This window comes from Lujinxingia sediminis, from assembly GCF_004005565.1.
Classification (GTDB): Bacteria; Myxococcota_A; Bradymonadia; order Bradymonadales; family Bradymonadaceae; genus Lujinxingia; species Lujinxingia sediminis.
Genome location: NZ_SADD01000002.1, coordinates 529,515 through 553,773, shown reverse-complemented (window position 1 = coordinate 553,773; position 24,259 = coordinate 529,515). Strand labels below are relative to the sequence as shown.

The following is a 24,259-nucleotide window of genomic DNA, read 5'->3' as shown; positions in this document are numbered from 1 at the left end:
GCACCGATGTTGTGGTTCGCGAGAAGATCGCACCGGGGCTGGGCGATCGAGGCTTTGGCAGAAGGGAGAAGGTGTGAGCGAGGAGCTTAAACGCTTTGATCATGTGATGCGTTGGCGGGTGAGGCTGAGCGCGGTGGGCTACGCGCTCTTTGTGGCGGTGGGGGTGGCGGGGAGCTGGGCGGGATGGTTGCAAGAGAACCCGACGCCGGCGGTGGTGTTGCTGGTGGGCTCCTTTCTGGCGTGGCCGCAACGGGCGCTGCCGCGTTATTATAAGATCGACGACGAGGTTGCCGGGGCGGTGCAGCTTCGGGAGGAGCGCGCGCAGCGCGATCGACGGCTTCGTGCGGTTCGCGGACTGTATTTTCTGGGGGCGGTGGTGGTGCTCCTGGTGGTGCCCTGGGCGATGGGATCGAGTCCGGTCTGAGGGTGTGAGGGTTGTGGGATGCGTGACAATGATGAAGCCAGGGAGCATATGATGCGGCACATGAGGTGGATGAAGGGGGCAGCAGGGGCGGGCGCGCTGTTGGGGGCGATGGTGTTGGGAGCGGGTTGTGCCTCGGGGGGCGGCGCTGCGGTAGAGCTGAGCACGGAGCAATGTGTCAGTGAGCAGGGGCAGCGCTTTCTGACCTACTGCGCCTCACCGCGGGCCGCTGAGCAGGCGCGGCGCTATGAGGTGATGGAGCGGGCGCGTGCGGCCGGGGAGTCGGTCGATGCGATGATCCCTCTGCCGACCGAAGGGGCAGCGGTGTGGGGGGATCTCGATGCGCCGGTGACTGTGCAGGTCTTTGCTGATCTTCGATGCGGGTATTGTGCCAGGGGGCACCAGACGCTCAAGGCGATGATGGCGTCGCGGGAGGGCGTGCGGGTGCTCTACCGCTTCTGGCCGCTGAGCGAGGACGCGGAGTTGGAGGGGGCGCATCGCGCGCTTGTGGCTGCGCAGGCGCAGGGGAGGTTCTGGGAGTATCTTGAGGCGATCTATGAGGCCCGTGGTGAGTTCGGGGAGCGTCGGCTTGAGGCGATGGCTGCCCGGGTGGGGCTGGATGTGGCGCGCTGGCGCGAGGATCGCGACGGTGCTTACACCGAGCAGGTGATCGCCCGGGATCGGGCCATTGGCGAGCGGGTGGGCGTGCAGGGGACGCCGACCTATTTTGTAAACGGGACGCGTGTGGTCGGCGCGGTGGAGCCTTCGGAGTGGATGGCCGTGATCGACGGGGAGTTGGAGGCGGCCGGGGCGCTTCTGGATGCCGGGGTGGCCGCTGAGGCGGTGAGCTGGCGTCGCACCCTGGAGAATTATCAGCCGGTGAACTGGCAGGAAATCGCCGAGGTGGAGGATGAGACGGCGGTCGGGGAGGGCTTTGAGGTGGCCTACATTCCCGTGGGAGAGTCGCCGGTGAAAGGGGCGTCGGCAGAGGATGCGCGGGTGACGGTGGTGGTGTTCTCGGACTTTCAGTGTGGTTTTTGTGAGCGCGCTCGCCATACCTGGGATGCGCTGGTCGAGCGTTATGGGAGCCAGGGGCTGAGGCTTGTGTACAAGCATTATCCCCTGCCAAGCCACACGCGTGCCGGACATGCCGCAGCCGCCTCGGTGGTGGTGGAGGATGGCGGGGACTTTTGGAAGATGCACGATCTGCTTTTTGAGGCCGGTGGCGATCTGAGTGACGAGCGTCTGGAGGCGATGGCGGGTGAGGCGGGCTATGAGGGCGATGACCTCTATGCGCGGATGCGCAGCGATGAGGTCACCTCGAGGATCCAGGCCGATGTGGAGGTCGGGTACAACGCCGGGGTGCAGGGCACGCCGACCTTCTTTATCAACGGCATCAAGCTCGCCGGTGCCTGGGAGGTCGATGAGCTCTCGCCACTGATCGACGATCAACTTGAGCTTGCCGGGGTGCTCGCGGAGCTTGCCGAGGCCGAGGGTGAAGAGCTCTACCGGGCGCTGGTTGAGGTCAACCAGGAGCCGCCGGAGCGCTGAGAGAAAAGGGCGAGTCGATGCGCTGGCAGGGGCTGTGCGGCTGTGTTAGCCTCCTCGCATCGGAGTGACATAACTGGAGGGCGCGCGACGACGTTGAGGCTGTAGACGCGCTGGATCACGCTTTAAGAGAGGTGAGCCATGCGAAGAAGTCTTGCGTGGGGTGGTGTGCGGCGGGGCTGGGCGCTTTTGGGGCTGGTGTTGGGGCTGGCCGGCTGCGTGTTGATGGTCGATGGGGAGGCGGCGTTGGAGCTGGGCGCTGATGGGGGGGCTGAGCCCGGGGCGTTCCGAGCGATGATCCTCGATGGCCCGGAGATCGCGGCGGCGGGAGGCTCGGCCTATTTTGAGTTGGGCTGTGAGCCCCAGGGCTGTGAACTGCAGTGCGCGCGGGATGGCGGGGCATTTGAGACCTGCGGCTCGACGTATATGTGGGATGCGCTGGAGGAGGGCGATCATGTGCTGGCCGCGCGCGCGTGGAAGGGCGATGAGGTCAGTGAGGAAGTCTGGTGGAGCTTTGAGGTGGGACCGCCGATTGGGCTGGAGGTGGAGGGGGATCTCAGCGCGTCGCGCTTCTTTCGGGAGGTCGGGGAACTCACCATTGCCTGTGATGCACCGGGCTGTGAGCTGAGTTGCGGGATGTGGGCGTTGGAGGAAGGGTGCGAGCTGTCCAGCTGCGGCACTGCGCTTGGGTGGGGATGTGAGCAGCCCGGGACGGTGGCGGTTGAGGTGCCCGGACCGGGGCGTTATCTGGTGCAGGTGGAGGGGTGCGATCCGGAGAGCGGGGCGTGCGAGCGTTACGCGTCGCACTTTGAGGTGGAGGCACCGCGCTGGCATCAGGTCAGCGCCGGGGGGCGGCATACCTGCGGGATTCTCGAGACGGGGGCGCTTTTATGCTGGGGGGATAACACCTCGGGTCAGCTGGGCGTGACGCAGGCCGGGGCGACCTGGTCGGCCCGGCGCGTGGAAGGGCGTTGGGCACGGGTGGCCGCTGGTGAAGCCCATACCTGTGCGGTGGATATCGAGGGCAAGCTCTATTGCTGGGGAGCAAATGAGGCCAACCAGGCCTCGCCGCAAATGGCCGGGGAGCTGGGAGTGACGCGGGTGGGGCAGCGCTCGGACTGGGAGGAGGTGGCCGCCGGCGCGCAGCATAGCTGTGGGTGGCGCGCTGGAAAGCTCTACTGCTGGGGGTCGGGAGAGTTCGGACAGATCGGGCCGGCCAGCGCCATTGCCGGCGGGGTGGTTGTGGAGATCGAAACCGTAGAAGGCAGCTGGGTTGCGGATGGCGCGGTGGGTTCGCATCATAGCTGTGCGGTGGCCGCCGGGGATGTCTGGTGTTTCGGAGATCGGCGCTTCGGCGCAGTCGGCTACGGGGAGGGTGAGGGGGAGCCGGGAGAGGTCCGAAAGGTGGGCGGGGCAAAGAGCGTAACCCGGCTTGTGGCCGGGGAGCATTACAGCTGTGGGGTGAGCGCAGCGGGCGATGTTCGCTGCTGGGGAGCGGTGCCCGGTGAGGAGCAGGTCCCCTCGCTCGAAGCCCGGACTTTGACGGGGATCTCGCAGGTCACCATGCTCAGCGGTGGATACGGGCATGTGTGTGCGATCGACATGCAGAAGGTTCTGCGCTGCTGGGGGAGCAACGACCGTCAGCAGGTCAGCGGGCACATCGACGAAAATATCGCGCCGGTAACACGCATCGCCGCCGGATGGGAGTGGGAGACGGTCTCGGCGGGAGCTGCCCACAGCTGCGCGATCGAAGATGGAACCCGGTACTTGTTCTGCTGGGGGAGCGCCGAGCACGGAAGGCTGGGCACACAGCCGACCGTCGGGAACGTTGGGAGCCCGCGTGAGGTGACCTGGGTGTTGTAGAGCCGCGCGGGTGCCAGGCACTCGATCGTCAGCGCCCCGGAGCGAAAGTACGGGTGCCGAAAGTACGGGTGCCAGGCACTCGATCGTCGGTGCCTCGGAGCGAAAGTACGGGTGCCAGGCCCCCGATCGTCAGCGCCTCGGAGCGAAAGTACGGGCGCCAGGCCCCCGATCGTCAGCGCCTCGGAGCGAAAGTACGGGTGCCAGGCCTCCGATCGTCAGAGCCCGAGGCGGTAGGGAAGGTGATCTTCGAGATTCTGGCGGGCAGTGGCCGGGGTGTCGCCCAGGGCGATGATGTCGAATTTTCCACGCTCGGCCAGGGGCCCCACGTTGTAGAGGATGTAGCGGCCGGTGCCGGTGGATGCGTTGTAGAGGTCGTCGCCGAGGTGATCGCAGAGCTCGGTGAAGGTGATGCCCTGATAGGAGGGAGGCAGGTAGAAATCGGTGGCGACGTAGTGAGGGCGGCGCGCCGGGAAGAGCCTGTCGACCAGGTGCATCGGGGTGGAGGTGCCGCCCCAGCGTCCGTTGCACTCGGTGATGCGCGGGTGGGCTTCGGGGCTAAGAGGATCACCGGAGACGATGAAGTCAAAGGAGCAGCGGCCGACGTAGCCCAGCTGTTGGAGCGCATCGCAGACCTTGAGAGAGGCCTGCCCCATGGCGGCGTTGAGTGCTTCGGGCAGTGTGGAGGGGCGACTTCCTAAAAACATCTTCTCGGGGCCTTCGAGAAGTTGTTCGTAGACGCCGTCGAGGCGAGGAGGCCCCTGGGAGGCCGGCGGAATCCAGAGCTGGGTGGAGGGGGAGAGGTCGGTTTGAAGCCAATCGACGATGAGAACGTCTTCGCCCTCGCACCATTGGGTGCGGGTGAGGAAGGTCTTGACCACTGTGAGCAGCTCATCTGGCGAAGCGGCGCGCAGCTCGCGGCCGTCGAGCACGAGGTTGCCCATGGCTGAGGCGCAGCGGGTGCGTTTTAAGCCTACCCAGTCGCAGCGCGAGGCCAGCTCGGAGAGCGCCTGCGCGATGGTGCGGGCGTCTTTAGCGCGCGCGGTTTCGACGATCCACTCCGGGCCCAGGAGTTCTTCGACCAGGGTGGAGAGGTGACTTTTGTCGTTGGCGATCCATAGCGTGGGGGGAGGCGGGCCGACCACCGCGCAGGGGAGATCGGTGCGAGCGCGCAGCGCCTCGGCCAGCTCCCAGACTGAGGCGATGGCCATGTAGGGGTGAATGACCAGCCCGCCGGCCGGGCGTGCATGGCTTGCGAGCTGATCGAGGATGTCAGGGGCGTTGCAGGCCTGCGCGATAGCGCGGGGATCTTCGTCGGTGGCCAGAATGAGCTCAGGGGCGCCCAGCGCGAGGTGGTGCTGGCAGTAGTCTTCGTAGCCGGGAGCCGGAGCGGTGCCGGCGGCGAAGAGATCGCCGTGTTGCGCACGTACCCGGGCGCGGTGCTGGTACTGCTCAATGCCCACCACCCCGTCTAAGAAGGGGATTCCGGTGACGTCTTCGAGGTGCAGGTGCGGCCAGTCTGCGGCGTGGAAGTCGTAGGAGAATGCCCGAAAGGGCTGTAGCTCGGCATCCAATCGCCAGCGCTCTCTAAGGAGATCGGCGACGCGGCGCGCGTCGGCGCGATCGTGGTCAGTAAGGCCTGGCATGGACATGGTCACTCCGGAAGATCGGGGGACTGAGGGATGATGGGTTCGTGTCTCCGGATATACCGCGTCGGGGATGGGGGGGCAAAGGTGCGATTTGGGGCAAAAGATCGGGTGCCAGGCGCCCGTACATGTTCGAGAAGATCGGGTGCCAGGCGCCTGTACATGTTCGAGAAGATCGGATGCCAGGCGCTCGTACATATTTAAAAAGATCGGGTGCCAGGCGCCTGTACATGTTCGAGAAGATCGGGTGCCAGGCACTCGTACATATTTAAAAAGATCGGGTGCCAGGCGTTCGATCGCTCAGTGGTCGTCGAGCTCTCCGGCGTCTTCTAATACCGAGGTTGTCGACGGTTCCGCGTCGCTCGCATCGCTCGGATCTTCGGGGAAGGATTCGGCGGCAGCTTCGGTGGGGAGTTCGGGGGGAGCGGGAGGCGGTGGAGCCTGAGGGAGCCCGGTGAGAGAGGGGGGGCGAGGAACGAAGGGGGTGGCGAATTGCAAGATCGTGGTGAGTTCACGGGCCGAGTACTGGCCGGTGACGGTGACGTAATCTTCGGATTGGGCGCATTCCAGGCGTTCGATCAGCGCGGCGATGCCGAGCATGCGCGCGGCGGGGATGCCTCCGATGATGCGACGCTGGAGAGAGGGGCAACTCTCCGCGAATGAGGCGGCCTGGGACTCGGAGCGGAAGCGAAGATCGATGGTCAGGCGCGGGTTGGCCGGGTGAGACAGGCTCAGGCGCACTGCCTCAAAGCGTGGGAGTGTACCGATGCCCGGGGCGTAGTAGACGAGGCCGGAGGCGCTGATCAGTGCGATGGTGTTTTGATCTTCGGCGACCTCTTCGATGCGGCGCAGGCCGTCGAGGAGGCGGAAGTTCTCGGGGACCTGAGTGTCGCCGACGATCTCGGAGTTGGCGTCGATGCGCCGATCGAAATGGCCGAACCAGCCGGGCTTTCCTACCAGCGCCAGGCCCCGGGCGGCGAGCACGACCTGACGGGGGTCGCGGTAGCGGCCGGTGTCGGGGACGAGCGCTCGGGAGGGGCGTCGGCCCTCGCTCCACGGGGGCGGTTCGGCAAAGCGACCATCGAGAAGATCGCGCAGCTGGCCATCTTCGTAGCGGTGGCGCACCGCCAGAAAGGTCTCATGGAGATGGTTGGGGTTCGCCGACGCCATAAAAATGGCGTCGAGTTCGGTAATCGGATCGAGACCGGTGGTCTCGAGCAGGATGCGGTAGTCGGGGACGGCCTGAATCAGCCGGGAGGCTTGCTCCTGATAGGGCGCGCCGCGCAGCCGATCGAGGCGCACCAGCGCGGTCATGCGGGCGTTGCCCGGGCCGTAGTGGCGCATATCGGGGAGGTTGCTCGGGCTGGAGCGATCGATGGCGGGAACCGCTGACGAAGCCGCGTTTGCTGTTGGGGTTGGCTCCACAGGAGGAGGCGATTCTTCGCTCGCTGCGCTGCGATCTTCCTCGGCCCGGACCCTCTTTTCGGGGGCGACGGATGCCGCGTTTGGCTGTTCTTCAGCAGGTTGGGGCTCCGGCGCTCCGACCGCCACGTCTTCTGGAACGTGAGGCTCGGGAGCTTCCTCAACCGGGGGCTCTTCCTCATCAAGTTCGGGCTCGGGATCCTCGACGGGGGGCTTGGGTTCGGATGGCTCCTCCTCAGCGAGCAGCGCGCTGTGCATCTGCGGCTCCTCCCAGTCCGTCTCGCGCTGCGGCTCGAAGTCTGCGCTGCCGTGACCAATGCCCTCGAGTTCGGCAAAACGCCCGATCCACTCGCTATCCAGGCCCACCTCGGGAGCGGAGTCGGCAAAGAGCACCGGCAGCGCAGCCAGAGCGTGCAGAAGAAGGCTGAGCATAAGTGCGCGCTTTAACGTCACGCCGACGTTACGCTCGGTTGGCAGCATCTGCTCAGAACTCTCAGCTGCTGGCACATCCTGTATGGGGCTGGTCTCAGAGGAGGGCATAGGCACCGAGAGGAGAGGAGTTCGGCGAAGTGATCGGACCGGTTTAACGTCTTCGGAGCGTTAAATATTTAGCACCGATACGAATTCGACTAGACGTTTGAGCAGGGGTGCCCAAACTTTCTGAGCGATGTCACGGATTTGGGCGAATGCAAGTCAGGGCACGATTCGTTATGGTGGTGTCTGGAGTTGACGCGAAGACCCCGGGGACCATCGTTGCCGCCCGACGTACGTGATCGCCTCGCAACCTACGAGATACGAGCTTATGACACACATACCCCACCACTCGCCGCCCCCCTACGACCCGTCCCACCCATCGCACGGGATGCCGGAGAATAAGCCCTCGCAGATGGCCTGGGCGGCGCTTTTCTGCGGGGTGGGAGCGTGGACACTTCTGCCGGCTCTGGCCGCGATCGCGGCGGTGATCTGCGGTCATATCGAGCGGAAAAAAATCCTCCAGGGAGAGGCCCCGTCGGCGGGGCTGACGGTGGCCACGGTAGGGATGATTCTGGGGTACATCCAGCTGGGGCTCGTCGCGCTGGGGATATTCGCGCTGATCGCCTTCTTCGGGTTGATGGCGCTGGGGATCGCAATCCTCTAGGTGGGCGCGCCTGATGTGGGCGCGTGGTAGAGCAGTGAAGCAGGGCGGGCGTGATTGACACGACGCGGCGGCAGGCGTTTATATGCGCCTGCTCGCGCCACCGGTGCGCCCGAACTGGCCCAACATAACTGCAGAAGACGGAACGGAGCTTATGCGACTCTCCACGATGTTTGTCCCTACTCGAAAAGAAGATCCGGCAGATGCCGAGGTCGTCAGCCATCAGCTCCTGGTCCGCGGCGGGTTTATCCGCATGCTGGCGCGAGGAATCTATGACTTTCTGCCTCTGGGCTGGCGTAGCGTGCGCAAGATCGAGCAGATCGTGCGCGAGGAGATGGATCGCGCCGGCGCTCAGGAGGTTCATCTTCCGGCGGTGCAGCCCGCAGAGTTGTGGCAGGAGTCGGGGCGCTGGACGCAATACGGCGCGGAGCTCTTGCGTTTTCGCGATCGCAAAGGTGCAGAATTCTGCTTCGGGCCGACCCATGAAGAGGTCGTCACCGACATGATCCGCGGCGATGTGAAGAGCTACAAGCAGCTCCCGCTCAACGTCTATCAAATTCAGACCAAGTTTCGCGATGAGACTCGCCCGCGCTTCGGGTTGATGCGGGGACGCGAGTTCATCATGAAGGACGCCTACTCCTTTGATGTGGATGAAGAGGGCGCGCTGAAGAGCTACGACGTGATGTTTGAGGCTTACCACCGCATCTTTAAGCGGCTGGGGCTGGAGTATCGCGCGGTGGAGGCCGACACCGGCAACATTGGCGGGAGCCGCTCTCACGAGTTCCAGGTGCTGGCGGAGACGGGCGAAGATGAGATCGTCAGCTGCACCGAGTGCGGGTATGCGGCCAACGTGGAGAAGGCCGAGATTCGCCTGGACGTCGCTGAAGCCGGCAAGCCCGGTGGCTCGGAGCTTGCGACCTTGCGAACCCCGAAGGCGCGAACGATTGAGGAGGTATCGGCCTATCTGAAGCGGCCGGCCGAGCTCATCGTCAAGACCCTTGTGTACATGGCCGACGAGACGCCGCTGATCGTGCTGACGCGGGGCGATCATCAGGTCAATGAGCTCAAGCTCAAGGCCTACCTCAATGGCGAACTCGGTCGCGATGTTCAGGAACTGCGCATGGCGGGTGATGCGGAGGTGGAGGCGTTGACCAAAGCACCGGTGGGCTTTGCCGGACCGGTGGGTGTGGAAGGCGTCGAAATCATTGCGGATCTGGCTGTGGAGCCGATGGTCGACTTCATCGTCGGCGCGAACCTCAAGGACAAGCACCACGTCAACGTCAACCACGGGCGAGACTTTGAGGTGGGTGCGTTTGCGGATCTTCGCCAGGCCGGTGCAGGCGATATCTGCGGCCGCTGTGGAGGGACGCTGGAGGCGCACCGCGGCATCGAAGTGGGGCATGTCTTCTTTCTGGGAGATAAGTACTCCAAAGCGATGAACGCCAACGTGCTCGACGAGAATGGCGATCATCGCCCGATGCAGATGGGCTGCTACGGGATCGGGGTGACGCGGATTCTGGCAGCAGTAATCGAGCAGAATCACGACGATGACGGCATCATCTTCCCGATGGCGGTGGCCCCCTATCAGGTGGTGATCTGCCCGCTGCACCTTAAGAACGAGCTTGTGGTCTCGGAGGCTGAGCGTATCTACAGCGAGCTTCAGGCTGCCGGTGTGGAGGTGATTCTCGACGATCGCGATCTCCGAGCGGGTAACAAGTTCAAAGATGCCGATCTGATCGGGATTCCCGTGCGCCTGACGCTGGGGGGACGCGGTGTGGAAAATGGCGAGGCGGAGGTGAAGGTGCGCCATCAATCCGAAAACGAGATGATCCCCTTGAGTGAGGTGGTGGATCGGATCAAAGCGTTGACCAGGGACGCGCGAGGGGAACGATGACTGATCTGGGAGCTCGCGCCGCCGGGCTTGTCCGCGAACGCGTCGTGGTAGCGCTGGACTTCGACACACTGGATGAAGCGCTGGAGCTTGTGGAGACGCTTGGCGAGCGTGTGGCGCGCTACAAGGTGGGGATGCGCCTCTTTACGCGATATGGGCCGGAGATCCTCAACGCGCTGGATGCCCGGGGAGCAAAGGTCTTTCTCGATCTGAAGTTTCACGACATCCCCAGCGTGGTCAGCGATGCGTGTGCGGCGGCTGCGGAGCATCCCGGGGTCTTTATGCTGACGGTGCATGCGAGCGGTGGCGAGGCGATGTTGCGCCAGGCGGTACGTGGTGCGGAGCGCGGGCGCCCTGAAGATCCTCCGCTGGTCGTTGCGGTCAGCGCGCTGACCAGCCTCAAGTCCCGGGAGCTTCCCTCGGTGGGCGTGGGCATGGGGGTGACGGACTGGGCTGAAAAATTAGGAGCGTTGGCGTTAAAGTCCGGTGTCAACGGGGTAGTCTGCTCGGCGCACGAGGCGGAAGGCTTGCGCGCGCGAGTCGGTACCAGGCCGGTGCTGGTTACCCCGGGCATTCGTCTGGAAGATGTGCACATCGCCGGTGACGATCAGGCGCGCACCATGACGCCCGGGCGTGCGATGGCTTCCGGGAGCACATATCTCGTGATCGGTCGCCCCATTTACCAGGCTCCAGATCCGGGCGCGGCGGTCGATGCGGTCTGCGAGTCTGTCATGAGTTGGTTGGAGGAGATCCGATGATTGTCTTTGGTGTGCATCCGGTCGAAGAGGTCCTGGCACGGGCCCCACGCTCGGTGGAGGAACTCTATGTCGTCGGTCAACTCGGCGATCCGAAGTTTGAGAAGATCGCACAGATGGCCGAGGATCGTCGCCTGAGCGTGCGCACTGTGAGCGCTGAGGAGATGGACGCCCTCTGCGAGGGGAACCATCAACGGATCGCCGCGCGCGTGGGCTCCTTCCCCTACGCGAGCCTCGGGGAGGTGATCGAGCGCATCGGCGATCGCAGCCCGGCGTGTGTGCTTGTGCTGGAGCAGGTCCAGGACGCGGGCAACCTGGGAGCAATCCTGCGTAGTGCGGCGGCCTTCGACGTCGATGCAGTGATCGTGGCCAAAGATCGCGCTGCGGGGGTGAGCGCGGCGGTGGTGCGTGCGTCGGCCGGGATGGCCTTTCATGTGCCGGTGGTTCAGGTCACCAACATCGCGCGCGCGCTGCGGGAGCTTAAGGAGGCCCAATTCTGGGTGGTTGGTACCCTGGCTGAGGGGGGCTCTGCGCTTTGGGAGCAGGATTGGTCCATGCGCGCGGCTCTGGTCATGGGGGGGGAGCATCGAGGCATTCGCCCGAACGTGGCGAAAGAGTGCGATTTTCGAGTGACGATCCCGCTTCGCGAGGGTGTGGAGAGTTTAAATGTGTCGGTAGCGGCGGCGATTGGGCTCTACGATCGCGCGAGATCGCTAGGAATAGCGTCAAAATGAAAGAATTTACGCCGATCGAAAAAAGCGGTCGCTTTTCGCTTGACACCCTTTCGAAGGGGCTATATCTATCTGCCCCTGCTGACGGGGCCGCACAAAGCACGACGCGGTCATCGATGTAAGACGTAACCGACAGCGTTTGCTGGCGTAGCTCAATTGGTAGAGCAACTGCCTTGTAAGCAGTAGGTTGCAGGTTCGAGTCCCGTCGCCAGCTTTTTTCGAGAAATGAGGTTGACTCAATCCTCGAAGTCACATAGTAGGTATCGCGCCCGGTGGGGTTCCCGAGCGGTCAAAGGGACCAGACTGTAAATCTGGCGGCTCAGCCTTCGCAGGTTCGAATCCTGCCCCCACCATGAGAGACGTTCTGACCGAAGCGATAAACCGGGTCAGTCAGCGCGGGAGTAGCTCAATTGGTAGAGCATCAGCCTTCCAAGCTGAGGGTTGCGGGTTCGAGTCCCGTCTCCCGCTCTCAACACATAGCGAGTCAACGATGCAGCGCCGTTGACGAGCGTTCACGCCCTCGTAGCTCAGCAGGTAGAGCACTTCCATGGTAAGGAAGGGGTCATCGGTTCGAATCCGATCGAGGGCTTGCGGCAAAGCCACTGGACGCAAGAGCCCCTGGAGACAGGGGCTCAGCGATGTTGTCAGGTGGCAACGTCGTGCGGTCCAACAGTGACCAGGCGCTGCCCGTCCAACCCAAGCATTTGTCCAAACGTACATTTGGCGACACACCGCCAGAGGAGTTGAGAATCATGGCCAAGGAGAAATTCGAGCGCACGAAACCCCACGTGAACGTCGGGACCATTGGTCACGTCGATCACGGGAAAACCACCTTGACCGCGGCGATCACTCGAGTGCTCGCTGAAGCGTCTGGCGGCGATGTGAAAGCGTTCGACGAAATCGACAAAGCTCCGGAAGAGCGCGAGCGCGGCATCACGATCTCGACCTCTCACGTTGAGTACGAGACGGAAAACCGTCACTACGCTCACGTGGACTGCCCGGGTCACGCTGACTACGTCAAGAACATGATCACCGGTGCGGCGCAGATGGACGGCGCCATTCTGGTGGTTTCGGCCGCTGACGGCCCGATGCCGCAGACCCGTGAGCACATCCTTCTGGCCGGTCAGGTCGGTGTCCCCGCGATGGTGGTTTTCCTCAACAAGGCCGACATGGTCGACGATGAGGACCTGCTTGAGCTGGTCGAAATGGAAGTTCGCGAGCTTCTGAGCAAGTACGACTTCCCCGGCGACGACATTCCCATCGTGATCGGTTCGGCGCTTCAGGCGCTGGAAGGCGAAGCTGGCCCCTACGGTGCCGACGCCATCCTCAAGCTGATGGCCGAAGTTGACCGCTACATCCCGCTGCCTGAGCGCGCCACCGACAAGACCTTCCTGATGCCGATCGAAGACGTGTTCTCGATCTCGGGTCGCGGTACGGTCGTTACCGGTCGCATCGAGCGTGGTGTGATTAAGCCTGGCGACGAAGCCGAAATCGTCGGCCTTCAGGAAAAAGCGGAGAAGACGGTTGTTACCGCCGTTGAAATGTTCCGCAAGTTCCTCGATGCCGGTCAGGCTGGCGACAACGTCGGTTGCCTCCTTCGCGGTATCAAGAAGGAAGATGTCAAGCGCGGCCAGGTTCTGGCCAAGCCGGGCAGCGTGACCCCGCACACCAAGTTCGCCGCCGAGATCTACGTGCTGACCAAGGAAGAAGGCGGACGTCACACTCCCTTCTTCGCCGGTTACCGCCCGCAGTTCTACTTCCGCACCACCGACGTTACCGGTGAGATCATTCTGGAAGAAGGCGTTGAGATGGTCATGCCTGGCGACCGCATCACGGTTACCGCCAACCTGATCACCCCGATCGCCATGGAAGAAGGCCTTCGCTTCGCGGTTCGCGAAGGTAGCCGTACCGTCGGCGCCGGCGTCGTCACCAAAATCATCGAATAAGATGAGAAAGCGCCTCTCGCAATCCATGCGGGAGGCGCGAAATAAACCCGCGACGGGCTGTCGTTGCCTGTTAAACGGTGTGGGAACAGGGCGCCTTAAGCGCCCTGTTCTATCCTGTCGCTCGGTTTAGGCCAGTAGCTCAGTTGGTAGAGCATCGGATTCCAAATCCGACGGTCGGGGGTTCGAGTCCCTCCTGGCCTGCTTCCCGAAAGAATCGGGATGTTACGCGCGGGGCCTCATTACGAGAGCCCCGTCTTTGTTCCCGGCGCCGGCAGCTCATGTCATGATGAGCTGGCTAAGAGAGCGCGCCAAACGAGAGCAATTATGGACGTTTCGCGCCTGGTCACGCTGACGTATATCTCCACTGCGGTGGTGGCGTTCGTCATTTTCGACAAGACCTTCAAATGGATCTGGGCGTCATTTGACGCACTGTCCGAGTTTACGGTGATCCCGCCGATTCTGACGCTGACCACAACGCTGGCAATCGCGTCGGTCGTCGGTCTGATCATGTGGATGAAGCGTCACCCGAAGGTCGATCCCTTCCTCACCGAAGTGATCATTGAGCTCAAGAAAGTCACCTGGCCGAGCTGGAAAGACACCCAGCGTTCGACGGTGGTGGTGATTATCTTCAGCATCATTCTGAGCTTCTTCCTCTGGGGATCGGACCAGATCTGGAAGCGCGTTACCGACTACATCCTCACGATTGGCATTTAAGGACGAACACGCATGGCATCTTCGGACACCAAAGAGTGGTACATCGTCCAGACCTACTCCGGATACGAGAATAAGGCGAAACTCGCCCTCGAAGAGCGTATTCGCTCGGAAGGAGTCGAGGACGATATCGGTGAGATCTTCATTCCGACCGAGACGGTCGTGGAGGTCAAAAACGGCAAGCGCCGTGAGCGCACCCGTAAGTTTTACGCGGGCTACATCTTTGTGAAGATGGTGCTCAGCGATCGGGCCTGGCACGTGGTCAAGAACACGCCGAAAATCGTGGGCTTTGTGGGCGGCAATCAGCGCAAGCCCACGCCGGTGCCGGAAGCGGAGTTCCGTAAGATCACCGAGCGGATCGAAGAAGGTAAGATGTCGGCCGGCCCGAGCTACAACTTCCAGAAGGGCGATAAGATCCGCGTGATCGAGGGCAACTTCAAGGACTTCACCGGCAACATCGAAGAGGTGATGGAGGAGAAGGAGAAGTTGCGCGTTTTCGTCGAGATCTTCGGTCGTCCGACTGCGGTGGAGTTCGACTTCAACCAGGTCGAATCGGTCGCCGACGAATAAGTCACGATCAGATGAAAGAAAAGAGCGCCGGGTCCTTGATCCGGCGCTTTTTTTATTGTAGTTGAGCGCTCCCCGCACCGGCTGTGGCCATTGTGGCCAGGCAGAAGGGCCGGGGATTTTTTATGGCAGGAGTCTGCCAGTCAGGTGAGGTCACCGGGCACAAGGGCAGACGCTGACTGCACGTCCGTAGATGACGGACGGAGAAGAGGAGAATCATGGCTAAGAAAGTCGTAGGACAGATCAAGCTGCAGGTACCTGCGGGCAAGGCGAACCCCTCGCCGCCCGTCGGTCCGGCGTTGGGCCAGCACGGCGTCAACATCATGGAGTTCTGCAAGGCGTTTAACGCGCGGACTCAGGATCAGCCCGGAATGATCATTCCGGTCGTGATCACGGTGTACGGCGACCGCTCGTTCGACTTCATCACCAAGACCCCGCCGGCGGCGGTGCTGGTGCTCAAGGAGCTGGGGATTCCCTCGGGCTCCGGTGTGCCGAACCGCGATAAGGTGGGTCAGCTCACCTATGAGCAGGTCAAGAAGATCGCGGAGATCAAGCTCCCCGACCTCACGACCGATGACATTGATGCGGCCGCGCGTACGGTGGCCGGGACGTGTCGTTCGATGGGTGTGGATGTGATCGGTATGGAGGTGGACAATGGCTAAGCGCGGAAAGAAGTACGCTGCGGCGTCGGCGAAGGTCGATAACCTGAAGCGTTACGAGCTTGAAGAGGCCATCTCGCTGGTTAAAGAAATTTCGTTCGCGAAGTTCGACGAGTCGGTCGACGCGGCGATCAACCTCAACGTCAACCCCCGTCACGCCGACCAGATGGTTCGCGGCGCGGTTTCGCTGCCGCACGGTATCGGTAAAGACACCCGCGTGCTGGTTTTCGCCAAGGGCGAGAAAGCCAAAGAAGCCGAAGAAGCCGGTGCGGACTTTGTGGGAAGCGACGAGTTGATCGAGAAGATCAACGGCGGCTGGACCGACTGGGACGTCACCGTGGCGACGCCGGACATGATGGGCCAGGTCGGTCGTATCGGTCGTGTGCTCGGTCCGCGTGGTCTTATGCCCAACCCGAAGGCCGGTACGGTGACCTTCGACGTGGCCAAGATCGTCAAAGAGCTCAAAGCCGGTCGCGTGGAGTTCCGCGTGGACAAGGGCGGCATCATCCACATCGGCGTGGGTCGTACCAGCTTCGATGCGGTCAAGCTGCAGGAGAACGTCGTGGCGTTGCTTGAGACGCTCGCGCGTCTGAAGCCGGCCAGCTCGAAGTCCCCGTACTTCAAGAGCATCGCGCTGAGCTCGACGATGAGCCCGTCGGTCAAGCTGGACACCGCGTTTGCGCGTGACTTGCTCTAAGATCGTGTGAGAAAGACGCCGGTCCCGGCGGGGCCGGCGTCTTTCTGACAAAAAAGCAGGATACGGCGCTTGACGGAGCCTCCGGGCTCGACTACGAAGAGCGCCGTCGGTCGGGTTACCCCGGCGATAACGCCCCGCGCAGGAGTGTACGCGGAGCGAAGACATAGAGTTGCTTTCGACATCGAAGAAGCAGGTGAGCACGTCAAGTGTTCTTAATGTCCCGCGGAGATGGTCAGATGCGACCGATTGCAGTGCCGGTGTGTATGCCGGCAATCTGGATGACGTTGACTGAGACCCTCCGCACCTTCGGTGCCGAGGGTTTTGTTGTTGGATGGCGTCGAGTCGAGGATCGCAGAAGCGATGCACGACTCGAAGCGAGACTTTAAGGAGATGCGATGAATCGCGCGGAAAAAGAACAAGAAGTCGCGTCGATCCGCTCCGATCTCGAGCAGGCGAAATCCGTCATCCTGGCGAGTCATGTGGGTATGGACGTGAACACGGTGAACGAACTTCGCTCGAAGTTCCGCGCCGAGGGCGTTCAGTACCGGGTGGTCAAGAATACGCTGGCGAAGCTGGCGATCTCGGGCACCGACATGGAAGTGATCTCGGACTTGTTTGTGGGTCCTGTGGCCATCGCGTTCAGCGCGGAGGATGCAGTCAGCCCGGCCCGAGTGATCAAAGACTTTGCCAAGGATCACGACGCCTATGAGGTGCGTGGTGGCTTCCTGGACGGGACAGCGCTGGATGTAGCTGGCGTGAAGCGTCTGGCGGATATGCCGACCAAAGACGAGTTGCGCGCGAAAGTGCTCAGCCTGTTCACGGCGGTGCCCACCAAGTTTGTTCGCACGCTCAACGCCGCGCCGACCTCCTTCTTGCAGGTTCTTACGGCCCGCAAGCAGGATATCGAGCAGAGCGCCTGATCGGAGAGGGACGACCTCTTCACCCATTACAAAACACACCAGAAAAGCTCGCGTGCTGGCGAGCACTTAAGGAGAGAACACCATGGCTGATGTCACCAAAGAACAAGTCGTTGAGTTTCTTAGCAACATGAGCGTGATGGACCTTGCCGGTCTCGTCGAAGAGCTGGAAGAGAAGTGGGGCGTGAGCGCCGCCGCTGCCGCTCCGGTGATGATGGCTGCCGGCCCGGGCGGTGCGGAAGCTGCCGCTGAGCAGACCGAATTCGACGTTGTTCTTGCCAGCTTCGGCGACCAGAAGATCAAGGTCATCAAGGCCGTCCGCGAGCTCACCGGTCTGGGTCTTAAGGACGCCAAGGATCTGGTCGAAGGCGCTCCCTCGACCGTTAAGGAAGGCGTTGATAAGGAAGAGGGCGAGAAGTTCAAGGCTGCCCTTGAAGAAGTCGGCGCGACCGTCGAACTCAAGTAATCGAATGCTCCTGTGAGGGAGCGTGATTCTTGAAGTTAAAGAAACCCCGATGCCTTTTGCGGCGTCGGGGTTTTTTGATCTGAAGGCGGTACAAAGGTGGGGTGCCAGGCGTTCGATCATTTGGAAAGACGATCGGGTGCGAAAGCGATCGGGTGCCAGGGGTTCGATCATTTGAAAATGATCGGGTGCCAGGGGTTCGATCATTTGGAAAACGATCGGGTGCCAGGGGTTCGATCATTTGAAAAATGATCGGGTGCCAGGCGTTCGATCAGGGGGCGGCAGCGTCGATTTCGCGCTGGAGTGTGGCTGCCTGATCGCGGGCGTGTTGAGCTGCCTCGTTGTCGCCGAGCTGCTCCTGGGCCCAGGCGATGAGGGAGTAGGCTTCGGCGCGTGCGCGAGGGCTGCGCTCGGATGAGAGGGCCCGGGTGGCAAACGAGAGGGTGGCTTCGGCGTCGTTGGTGCTGCGGGCCTGTCGGGCGCGTTGCAGGAGGGAGGGAGGGGGCGATGCGACGAGCTCGTCCTCGTCGGCGGCGGGGGTGTCGGCTTCGATGTCCGCGTGTTCGTTGGTTGTGGAGGGCGTGGCAGAGCGCTGTTTGAGAGAGGCGCCTCCAGATGCTGCGAGGGAGGAGGGTTCGGCTGAAGGGGCGGAAGCGCGCTCACGCGTGGGGGCGGTGTCGAGGCGATCTTCAACGGGGGCGAAGGTGTCGCTTTGTGCCTGAGGGGCGGCCGGTGCGGTGGCACCGAAGTCGCTCCTTCCGACGCCGTAGCTGTCTGCTCGGCGGGGAGATGCAGCGCGTTGAGGCGCACGGGCGGTGCTGTCCGTGGGGGAATCGGCAAGAGCGGCACCCGGAGCTTCGGCGCGGCGGCTGGCCCGGGGTTTCGGGGAGGGGGCCGTCCGGGGACGCGGTTCGGCTTCGCGCGCTGGCGACGCTTCGGCGGTGATTGCAGGAGCGGTGCGTTTGAGAGGTTGGTGATGATCTTCGGCCTGGGGGCGCGCGGAGGCAGCCGCGCCGGCTCCGCGCGCGTTGGTTATCTCGGAGATCGCGCCTTCGGTGGGAGCTTTCTCGGCGGCCGCGGAGCTCTCTTCGTCGGGCATGGCTTCATGTTTGGCGTTTTCGGCGAGGGCTGATGTCTCGAAGGAGACGGGGGCGGCCATACCGTGTTCGGCCAGAGGATCGTGGGGGCGCGTGGTGGTGTCGAGTTGTAAGGCGCGTAGGATTCCGGCGACGCCGAGGAGCAGGGCGGCAGCGACAAGGCTCTGACGGAAACCGGGGCTATGCCAGGCGCGTCGCCAGATAGACTGACGAGGGTCGGAAGCGGACCGAGTGTGGGAGGGCGTGTGGGTGCGGGCGTCTTCCAGGATGCGTTCGGTCAGCGTGGAGGGGACACGGGCAGGCTGGGAGGTGTGTCGGGCGATAATATCGCGCGATGCGCGCAGCTCCTCATAGGCCGCTCGCCGCTCGGGGTCAGCGTCGAGCTCGGCGCGCAGCGCTCGGGCCTCTTCGGACGGAAGTTCGCCGTAGAGGAGGTCGAGGAGTTTGTCGTCGGGGGCGTGCGCGCTCATGGCAACATGGTCCGTGAGGAGGAGATCATTTTTAAGCCCGAGGCCTGGGCTGTGTCCGGTTCTATAAACGCAAAGGGTGCGGAATAGATCTAATTCCCTGGTTGCCGGGGCAGACAGGGGAGGTCAGGGGAGCATTTCGGAGGCTTCGTCAGCGTCAAAGCTCTGGGAGGCGAAGTCGGCGAGTTCGCCGCGTAGGGTTTGAAGGGCGTAGCGCATGCGGCTTTTGATGGTGGGAACGGGGCAGTCGAGCATCGTGGCGATCTCGCGAAATTTCAGTCCGGAGATCTCGCGCAGGATAAAGACCTCGCGTTGATCTTCGGGGAGGTTGGCCAGGGCCCGGTCGAGGCGGTCGCGGAAGACCATGCGGTCGTGGTCGACGGAGGCCGAGCGGGCTTGCTCATCCGGGAGGATGTCCTGGCGGGTTGCCCCCTCGTCGTCGCCCAGCGGTTTTTGCAAAGAGAGGGTGTGGGCGCGGCTGTGCTTTCTGGCGAGATCGATGCAGAGGTTTCGGGCAATGGTGTAGGCCCAGGTGGTGAATTTTGCGTCAGGTGAGTAGGAGGCGGCGCTCTTTACGATGCGCAGAAAAGTCTCCTGAAGGAGCTCATCGGCTAGCGAGGGCTGGCGGCAGCTGCGCAAAATGAAGTTGTAGAGGGGCCCCTGGTGGCGAGTGACAAGAAGGGTAAATGCCTTCTGGTCGCCGCCGGCGTAGCGGGTCATCAGCGCTTCGTCGCTCAGTTCGTCGAGCCGGGGTTCGGTAGCGGCTCCGGAAGCGCGGCGGCCGAGCAGGGATTTGATGACGGCGAAGAGCATGATGCTCGCAGGGGACAGGGGGGATCGGGGTGGTACGAGAGGAGTTTATCGGAGGAGGGGGTGGTGGGGCAACGGGATGGAGGGGGGCTGGCGATCGGGTGCCAGGCACTCGTACAGGGGTGGCGATCGGGTGCCAGGCACTCGTACAGGGTTGGCGATCGGGTGCCAGGCACCTGAGCATGATGTTCAAGAAGATCGAAGGCCAGGCACCTGAGCATGATGTTCAAGAAGATCGAAGGCCAGGCACCTGAGCATGATGTTCAAGAAGATCGAAGGCCTGGCACCGAGGTGGGTGCCAGGCCTTCGTGATCATCAGAACTAAACAAGAATGGGCCGTGGCTCAGCTTCCCTGGAGCGCGGAGGAGGTCTGGCCGGCGAGTTGGCCGAGGGTTGTGCGGCTGCTCCAGCCGGGGAGGCGCTGGCGATCGCGGCTCAAAGCGTCGACATCGGCCTGGAGGGAGGTGGCGTTGGTAACCCCGGCGCAGACGACGCCCAGGGTCCGGGCCGGCCAGCTCTCCATGGCGAGAAGTTCTTGGATGACGGGCTGGAAGTCGGTGACTTTTTCGCGTTCCATGGTGCCTTTGTAGAGGTTGCAAACCTGGGAGGTGGCCGCCTCAAAGCTGTCTTCGCGGGGGATGTCCCAGCCCTCGGTGGTGGTGGGGAGAGCGGAGGCAATGAGCGGGAGGCTGTCGCGCTTTTGAGTGTCGATGATGTAGTTGGCGGCAACCCAGCGCATCAGGCCGGGGCGCTCGGTGATGATCTTCTGGAAGGTGTTGGTGGCGTCTTTGCCTTTGACGCGGGCCAGGGCTTCCATGGCGGCCTGGATATGTTCGGTGGAGGTGTTTTCGTCGAAGATGGCGAATTCGAAGTAGGGCGCGGCCTCGGCGGTGTTCGCGTTGAAGATGGCCTGGGGAAGATCGCGCTTGAGATCGGGATGTTCCTCGCGGGCGCGCTCGGCCAGGGCAGCGTCAATGGGGCCCTGTTTCTCTTCGGGGATGAATTCGCGCATGGAGGCGGCGATGCGGCCGGGTTGGAAGGTTTCTTTGAGCCAGGGGGCCACGAGTTCCACAGCACCTTCGCCGGCCAGGGGGACGATCTGGGCGACGGTGGCGTCGCCGAGCTGGTCGCGAAGCTCGAGGTCTTTTTCAAGCCAGCTTTTGAGGATGGCCTGAGCTTTCTGCTGCGCCCCTTCGCTTAAGTAGGGGTAGAGCATGTAGGCGGCGTCTTTGGCGCGGGTGGCTTTGGAGTCGCCGATGACGAGTTCGGCCCCCTGCTCTTTCATCTCGTCGGTGAGCTCGGGGATGTCGTTGGCGGCCCACATCGTCTCGATGGTGGGGATGGCGCCGTCGGCCATGGCCTGCCGGGCGGCTTCATCTTCCACGCGGTCGAGGGTGCGGGGGATGCGGGCGTGCTCGCCCTCTTCGATCAGGATTTGCACGGCGCGCACGCGCACCTCCAGGGGCTCCTCCTCGCTCTCGGCCCAGGTGGCCAGCTGCTCGGTGCCACCTTTGGCGGTGCGCCAGACTTCGAGGTCTTCGGGGGTGCGTTGGCAGCCGGTGGGAAGGAGAAGCGCGGCGACCAGGAGGATGGCCAGGGCGCGGCGAAGTGGTGTGGCGAGCAAAGAGCGCATGAGCAGTCTCGTACTGGTGTGGTGATCAGTATGTTTAGTCAGGGGATCGACAAGGCGTCGAACATGGCATTATGGGGAGGAACGATAGTCATCGTAAGAATGCATGTCCACCGTTGCATCAACTCTCCCGGATGAAACCCGGGGCGTCACAGTCGGCTGGCGGTAGCGCTGCGACAGCGTAGCTTTTGCGCCTTGCGGGACTTCGCCATGGTGCGTTGATGGATGGGGGGTTGGACGTGCGATGGCGGTCGAGGCTGTTGCCAGGGGTTCGATCCAGGTGGGTTGCAGTTGCACGGGTGCCAGGGGTTCGATCCAGGTGGGTTGCAGTTGCACGGGTGCCAGGGGTTCGATCCAGGGGGGGGGCAGTTGCACGGGTGCCAGGCGTTCGACCCTCCAGGTGGGTTGATGTTGCACGGGTGCCAGGGGTTCGATCCAGGTGGGTTGATGTTGCACGGGTGCCAGGCGTTCGATCCAAATACGTTGCAGTTGTACGGGTGCCAGGCGTTCGATCCAGGTGTTCAAGAAGAGCGAAGGCCAGGCACCGAGGTGGGGGCCTGGCCTTCGCTGGTTGCGGGAGCCGGAACGATCAGAAGTCGGTGATGTGGTCGACGAAGTCGGGGCGATCGATGAAGGGGTTGCGGTTGTCCTGGACGACTTCGACGCGGTCGTTACGCAGGCGCTCCCAGTCATCGGGGGGATCTTCGCAGTGCCACTGGCGCAGGACGACTTCTTCCTGGGCGGGGATGGAGAGGCCGTAGCGAACCGAGAAGTAGAAGTGAGCGCGGGCGATGTCGCCGCGGTTTTCCAGGCGGACCTCAAAGACCGGGGAGCGACCATCGGTGCCCGTGCCGAGCTTGGAGCCGCCGTCCTGCCAGGAGCAGTCGGAGGTGCAGTTGGTGTTACCGAACTCGTGGCTTGCGCGTGCGGAGTTGGAAGGCATCCAGGTGGGAAAGAGATGGTGGATGTCGCTCTCCGGGGGCGGGCTTTGAGCGCCATTGGAGCGGGGCCAGGAGTGCTCGGTGTTGAAGTTGTCGGGGGTGCGAGAGCCGTCGGGGGTGGCCAGTCGGCCTGTGTAGGGGCAGTGGATAAACCCGTCGGCCTGGGTGTCGATGCCATCGACGACGGCGTACATGTAGTCGCGGGCATCGGAGTAGCTGTAGGAGGTGTGGCCGTCGACGAGTTGGAAGAGACCGTCTTTCAAGGCCTGATCGCTGGCGCCTTCCAGGTGGGTGTACCGGACGAGGTCCAGGGGAGCATCGGGATGGCAGCTCCAGCCGTCGGGTTCTTCGACGTCGGCGTCGGGCTCTTCGACGTCGGCGTCGGGCTCTTCGACATCGGCGTCGGGTTCTTCGGTGTCGGCGTCGAGGTCGTCAACGTCGGCGTCGGGTTCTTCGGTGTCGGCGTCGAGGTCGTCGGCGTCGGCGTCGAGGTCGTCGGCGTCGGCGTCGAGGTCGTCAACGTCGGCGTCGGGCACGTCGGCGTCGGCGTCGGGATCGTCCGCGTCGAGGTCGGTGGTGTCACCGATGTCGACGAGGCCCGCGTCGTGAGCGGAGTCGGGAGCATCGGAGCAGGCGATGAGCAGGGCGAAGAGGAGCGTGAGCGTACTAAGAGGGGAGAGATGACGCATGGCGGATCCTGAAATGATGCAGAAAGGACAGAGCTCGCAAGTCAGGTGCGGCGAGGGGGGGCGGCACCTGACTTGCGGGAAGGCTGGGGAGGGGGGGGATTAATCGAAAGAATCGAAGTTATCGACAAAGTCGGGGCGGTCGATAAAGGGGTTGCGGTTGGACTGGAGCATCTGGATGAGGTCGTTGCGGTTGCGCTCGTAGTCGTCAGGGGGATCTTCGCAGTGCCACTGGCGCAGGACAGCTTCCTCGCGGTCTTCGATGGGCATCTGGTAGCGGAGCGCGAAGTAGAACATGGCGCGGGCGACATTGCCGCGAAACTCCGGGCGGACCTCAAAGACCGGGTCGCGGCCGTCGGTGGAGGGGCCGCGCTCGGAGCCGTTTTCGTGCCAGGGGCAGCTGTTGCCGGAGCAGGAGGTGGTGCCGTAGGGGTGGTTGCTGCGCGCGGAGTTGACGCCGCCGTCGACGGCGAAGAGGTGGTGGATGTCGCTGCGGGGGGGCTCCTGATCGGCGCCGCGGCTCTGGGGCCAGACGTGCTCGGTGTTGAAACCATCGGGGGTGGTGGAGCCGTCGGGCTCGGTGATGCGGCCGGTGTAGGCGCATTCGATGGAGCCGTCGTCGTGGGGCTCGATGTCGTTCATCAGGTGCTGGCGCGCCGTCGAGTAGTAGAGGGCGCGGTGGCCGGAGACCATGTTGAGAAGACCGCGCTGGATCTGCGCGTCGCTCAAGCCATGGAGGTGGCGGTAGCGGCGATCGTTGAGATCAAGCTCGGGGTCGCAGGGCCAGGGCTCGGGCGGGGGTGTGTCCTGGACGTCGGGGATCGCTTCGGCGTCGTCGTCGCTGACATCTTCGGGCGCGGAGGTATCTTTGGGCTCGGATGCGTCTTCGGCGGTATCGCTGAGATCGACGTCGGGAGTATCCGGGGGGAGCGTGCCGGCTTCGGGTTGTACGCAGGCAACGAAGAGGACCAGAAACGTCAGGAGGGGAGGGAGGGTGTAGTGCAACATCATTACGGGCCTCTGGGGCAAAGGACGGCCGATAAGTGTTAGCATCGTGACGAGGGCGAATCAACGGTTGCCGAGCGCATCCAGGACGACGCTGGCTGCGTCGTGAGGGATTCGCGGTAGCAGCTGCTACAGCTTTATGCCTCACTCCTTGTCAGGCGTCGCCCTGGATGCGCTCGGTTGCGGAAGGGTATGTGCGGAGGGCTGGCACCCGATCGGTTCGATGTGATGATCGAACGCCTGGCACCCGATCG

Annotated in this window: 21 protein-coding genes and 5 tRNA genes; 19 read left to right on the top strand and 7 right to left on the bottom strand. The window is 63.2% G+C overall.

Annotated features, from left to right (window positions below; translation table 11 throughout):
* The first annotated feature begins 73 nt into the window (after positions 1-73).
* The 3 genes from EA187_RS07735 to EA187_RS07725 all read left to right on the top strand — a co-directional run bounded on the left by EA187_RS07735 (position 74) and on the right by EA187_RS07725 (position 3,832).
* A complete protein-coding gene (locus tag EA187_RS07735; RefSeq protein ID WP_115607559.1) occupies positions 74-424 on the top strand; it encodes a hypothetical protein in 351 nt (116 codons plus the stop codon).
* A 60-nt stretch (positions 425-484) separates the two neighbouring features.
* Positions 485-1,972 carry a DsbA family protein gene (locus EA187_RS20940; protein ID WP_164856097.1) on the top strand — a complete coding sequence of 496 codons (1,488 nt, stop codon included), beginning with the start codon at positions 485-487 and terminating at the stop codon, positions 1,970-1,972.
* A gap of 138 nt (positions 1,973-2,110) precedes the next feature.
* The gene (locus EA187_RS07725; protein ID WP_127779860.1) at positions 2,111-3,832 is read left to right on the top strand and encodes an RCC1 domain-containing protein; all 1,722 of its coding nucleotides are present in this window, start codon (positions 2,111-2,113) and stop codon (positions 3,830-3,832) included.
* A 215-nt stretch (positions 3,833-4,047) separates the two neighbouring features.
* On the opposite strand, the gene EA187_RS07720 is transcribed toward EA187_RS07725, so the two are convergent.
* Together EA187_RS07720 and EA187_RS07715 are read right to left on the bottom strand one after the other, a co-directional pair.
* The gene (locus EA187_RS07720; RefSeq protein WP_127779859.1) at positions 4,048-5,481 is read right to left on the bottom strand and encodes a preATP grasp domain-containing protein; all 1,434 of its coding nucleotides are present in this window, start codon (positions 5,479-5,481) and stop codon (positions 4,048-4,050) included.
* Positions 5,482-5,775: 294 nt separating this feature from the next.
* Positions 5,776-7,377, bottom strand: a complete 1,602-nt coding sequence (locus tag EA187_RS07715) for a hypothetical protein (RefSeq protein WP_127779858.1) — start codon at positions 7,375-7,377, stop codon at positions 5,776-5,778.
* 322 nt (positions 7,378-7,699) lie between these two features.
* Between EA187_RS07715 and EA187_RS07710 the strand changes: the two genes are divergently transcribed.
* The 16 genes from EA187_RS07710 (at position 7,700) to rplL (ending at position 17,372) form a co-directional block, all read left to right on the top strand.
* Positions 7,700-8,035 carry a DUF4190 domain-containing protein gene (locus EA187_RS07710; protein ID WP_115607568.1) on the top strand — a complete coding sequence of 112 codons (336 nt, stop codon included), beginning with the start codon at positions 7,700-7,702 and terminating at the stop codon, positions 8,033-8,035.
* Between the two features lie 151 nt (positions 8,036-8,186).
* Positions 8,187-9,926: a proline--tRNA ligase gene (locus EA187_RS07705; protein WP_127779857.1), complete on the top strand. Its 1,740-nt coding sequence runs from the start codon at positions 8,187-8,189 to the stop codon at positions 9,924-9,926.
* Positions 9,923-10,681, top strand: a complete 759-nt coding sequence (pyrF, locus tag EA187_RS07700) for an orotidine-5'-phosphate decarboxylase (RefSeq protein WP_127779856.1) — start codon at positions 9,923-9,925, stop codon at positions 10,679-10,681. The genes EA187_RS07705 and pyrF overlap by 4 nt, the downstream gene beginning before the upstream one ends.
* Positions 10,678-11,412: a 23S rRNA (guanosine(2251)-2'-O)-methyltransferase RlmB gene (rlmB, locus tag EA187_RS07695; protein WP_115607573.1), complete on the top strand. Its 735-nt coding sequence runs from the start codon at positions 10,678-10,680 to the stop codon at positions 11,410-11,412. Before pyrF ends, rlmB begins: the two co-directional genes overlap by 4 nt.
* 138 nt (positions 11,413-11,550) lie before the next feature.
* A tRNA-Thr gene (locus EA187_RS07690) sits at positions 11,551-11,623 on the top strand.
* 57 nt (positions 11,624-11,680) lie between these two features.
* Positions 11,681-11,762 (top strand) — tRNA-Tyr (locus EA187_RS07685).
* A gap of 42 nt (positions 11,763-11,804) precedes the next feature.
* Positions 11,805-11,877, top strand: a tRNA-Gly gene (locus EA187_RS07680).
* A 48-nt stretch (positions 11,878-11,925) separates the two neighbouring features.
* A tRNA-Thr gene (locus EA187_RS07675) sits at positions 11,926-11,998 on the top strand.
* Positions 11,999-12,161: 163 nt separating this feature from the next.
* A complete protein-coding gene (gene tuf / locus EA187_RS07670) occupies positions 12,162-13,355 on the top strand; it encodes an elongation factor Tu (protein ID WP_115607574.1) in 1,194 nt (397 codons plus the stop codon).
* Between the two features lie 128 nt (positions 13,356-13,483).
* Positions 13,484-13,556: transfer RNA gene (locus EA187_RS07665), tRNA-Trp, on the top strand.
* A gap of 123 nt (positions 13,557-13,679) precedes the next feature.
* A complete protein-coding gene (secE, locus tag EA187_RS07660; RefSeq protein ID WP_164856095.1) occupies positions 13,680-14,069 on the top strand; it encodes a preprotein translocase subunit SecE in 390 nt (129 codons plus the stop codon).
* Between the two features lie 12 nt (positions 14,070-14,081).
* A complete protein-coding gene (nusG, locus tag EA187_RS07655; protein ID WP_115607578.1) occupies positions 14,082-14,636 on the top strand; it encodes a transcription termination/antitermination protein NusG in 555 nt (184 codons plus the stop codon).
* Positions 14,637-14,851: 215 nt separating this feature from the next.
* A complete protein-coding gene (gene rplK / locus EA187_RS07650; RefSeq protein WP_115607580.1) occupies positions 14,852-15,295 on the top strand; it encodes a 50S ribosomal protein L11 in 444 nt (147 codons plus the stop codon).
* The gene (gene rplA / locus EA187_RS07645) at positions 15,288-15,989 is read left to right on the top strand and encodes a 50S ribosomal protein L1 (RefSeq protein WP_115607582.1); all 702 of its coding nucleotides are present in this window, start codon (positions 15,288-15,290) and stop codon (positions 15,987-15,989) included. Before rplK ends, rplA begins: the two co-directional genes overlap by 8 nt.
* A gap of 395 nt (positions 15,990-16,384) precedes the next feature.
* A complete protein-coding gene (gene rplJ / locus EA187_RS07640; RefSeq protein ID WP_115607584.1) occupies positions 16,385-16,909 on the top strand; it encodes a 50S ribosomal protein L10 in 525 nt (174 codons plus the stop codon).
* Between the two features lie 82 nt (positions 16,910-16,991).
* Complete coding sequence (rplL, locus tag EA187_RS07635) at positions 16,992-17,372, top strand: 50S ribosomal protein L7/L12 (RefSeq protein WP_127779855.1); 381 nt, start codon at positions 16,992-16,994, stop codon at positions 17,370-17,372.
* Positions 17,373-17,640: 268 nt separating this feature from the next.
* Here the strand turns inward: rplL and EA187_RS07630 are convergent, their stop codons facing one another.
* The 5 genes from EA187_RS07630 to EA187_RS07610 form a co-directional block, all read right to left on the bottom strand.
* Complete coding sequence (locus tag EA187_RS07630) at positions 17,641-18,936, bottom strand: anti-sigma factor family protein (RefSeq protein ID WP_127779854.1); 1,296 nt, start codon at positions 18,934-18,936, stop codon at positions 17,641-17,643.
* 123 nt (positions 18,937-19,059) lie between these two features.
* On the bottom strand, positions 19,060-19,746 hold the full coding sequence (locus EA187_RS07625; protein WP_115607589.1) for an RNA polymerase sigma factor: 687 nt from the start codon (positions 19,744-19,746) through the stop codon (positions 19,060-19,062).
* Between the two features lie 340 nt (positions 19,747-20,086).
* Entirely contained in the window at positions 20,087-21,376 is a 1,290-nt protein-coding gene (locus EA187_RS07620; protein WP_127779853.1) for a hypothetical protein, read from the bottom strand.
* Between the two features lie 586 nt (positions 21,377-21,962).
* On the bottom strand, positions 21,963-23,003 hold the full coding sequence (locus EA187_RS07615) for an endonuclease I family protein (protein WP_127779852.1): 1,041 nt from the start codon (positions 23,001-23,003) through the stop codon (positions 21,963-21,965).
* A gap of 99 nt (positions 23,004-23,102) precedes the next feature.
* A complete protein-coding gene (locus tag EA187_RS07610) occupies positions 23,103-24,011 on the bottom strand; it encodes an endonuclease I family protein (RefSeq protein WP_164856094.1) in 909 nt (302 codons plus the stop codon).
* Positions 24,012-24,259 lie beyond the last annotated feature (248 nt).

Bases quoted from the DNA above. Each gene is read 5' to 3' on its own strand.
- rplA (WP_115607582.1), top strand. From the start codon at position 15,288: ATGGCTAAGCGCGGAAAGAAGTACGCTGCGGCGTCGGCGAAGGTCGAT.
- EA187_RS07630 (WP_127779854.1), bottom strand. From the start codon at position 18,936: ATGAGCGCGCACGCCCCCGACGACAAACTCCTCGACCTCCTCTACGGC.
- pyrF (WP_127779856.1), top strand. From the start codon at position 9,923: ATGACTGATCTGGGAGCTCGCGCCGCCGGGCTTGTCCGCGAACGCGTC.
- EA187_RS07625 (WP_115607589.1), bottom strand. From the start codon at position 19,746: ATGCTCTTCGCCGTCATCAAATCCCTGCTCGGCCGCCGCGCTTCCGGA.
- EA187_RS20940 (WP_164856097.1), top strand. From the start codon at position 485: ATGAGGTGGATGAAGGGGGCAGCAGGGGCGGGCGCGCTGTTGGGGGCG.
- rplJ (WP_115607584.1), top strand. From the start codon at position 16,385: ATGAATCGCGCGGAAAAAGAACAAGAAGTCGCGTCGATCCGCTCCGAT.
- EA187_RS07620 (WP_127779853.1), bottom strand. From the start codon at position 21,376: ATGCGCTCTTTGCTCGCCACACCACTTCGCCGCGCCCTGGCCATCCTC.
- EA187_RS07725 (WP_127779860.1), top strand. From the start codon at position 2,111: ATGCGAAGAAGTCTTGCGTGGGGTGGTGTGCGGCGGGGCTGGGCGCTT.
- rplL (WP_127779855.1), top strand. From the start codon at position 16,992: ATGGCTGATGTCACCAAAGAACAAGTCGTTGAGTTTCTTAGCAACATG.
- secE (WP_164856095.1), top strand. From the start codon at position 13,680: ATGGACGTTTCGCGCCTGGTCACGCTGACGTATATCTCCACTGCGGTG.
- rplK (WP_115607580.1), top strand. From the start codon at position 14,852: ATGGCTAAGAAAGTCGTAGGACAGATCAAGCTGCAGGTACCTGCGGGC.
- EA187_RS07705 (WP_127779857.1), top strand. From the start codon at position 8,187: ATGCGACTCTCCACGATGTTTGTCCCTACTCGAAAAGAAGATCCGGCA.
- tuf (WP_115607574.1), top strand. From the start codon at position 12,162: ATGGCCAAGGAGAAATTCGAGCGCACGAAACCCCACGTGAACGTCGGG.
- nusG (WP_115607578.1), top strand. From the start codon at position 14,082: ATGGCATCTTCGGACACCAAAGAGTGGTACATCGTCCAGACCTACTCC.
- EA187_RS07720 (WP_127779859.1), bottom strand. From the start codon at position 5,481: ATGTCCATGCCAGGCCTTACTGACCACGATCGCGCCGACGCGCGCCGC.
- EA187_RS07715 (WP_127779858.1), bottom strand. From the start codon at position 7,377: ATGCTGCCAACCGAGCGTAACGTCGGCGTGACGTTAAAGCGCGCACTT.
- EA187_RS07610 (WP_164856094.1), bottom strand. From the start codon at position 24,011: ATGATGTTGCACTACACCCTCCCTCCCCTCCTGACGTTTCTGGTCCTC.
- EA187_RS07615 (WP_127779852.1), bottom strand. From the start codon at position 23,003: ATGCGTCATCTCTCCCCTCTTAGTACGCTCACGCTCCTCTTCGCCCTG.
- rlmB (WP_115607573.1), top strand. From the start codon at position 10,678: ATGATTGTCTTTGGTGTGCATCCGGTCGAAGAGGTCCTGGCACGGGCC.
- EA187_RS07710 (WP_115607568.1), top strand. From the start codon at position 7,700: ATGACACACATACCCCACCACTCGCCGCCCCCCTACGACCCGTCCCAC.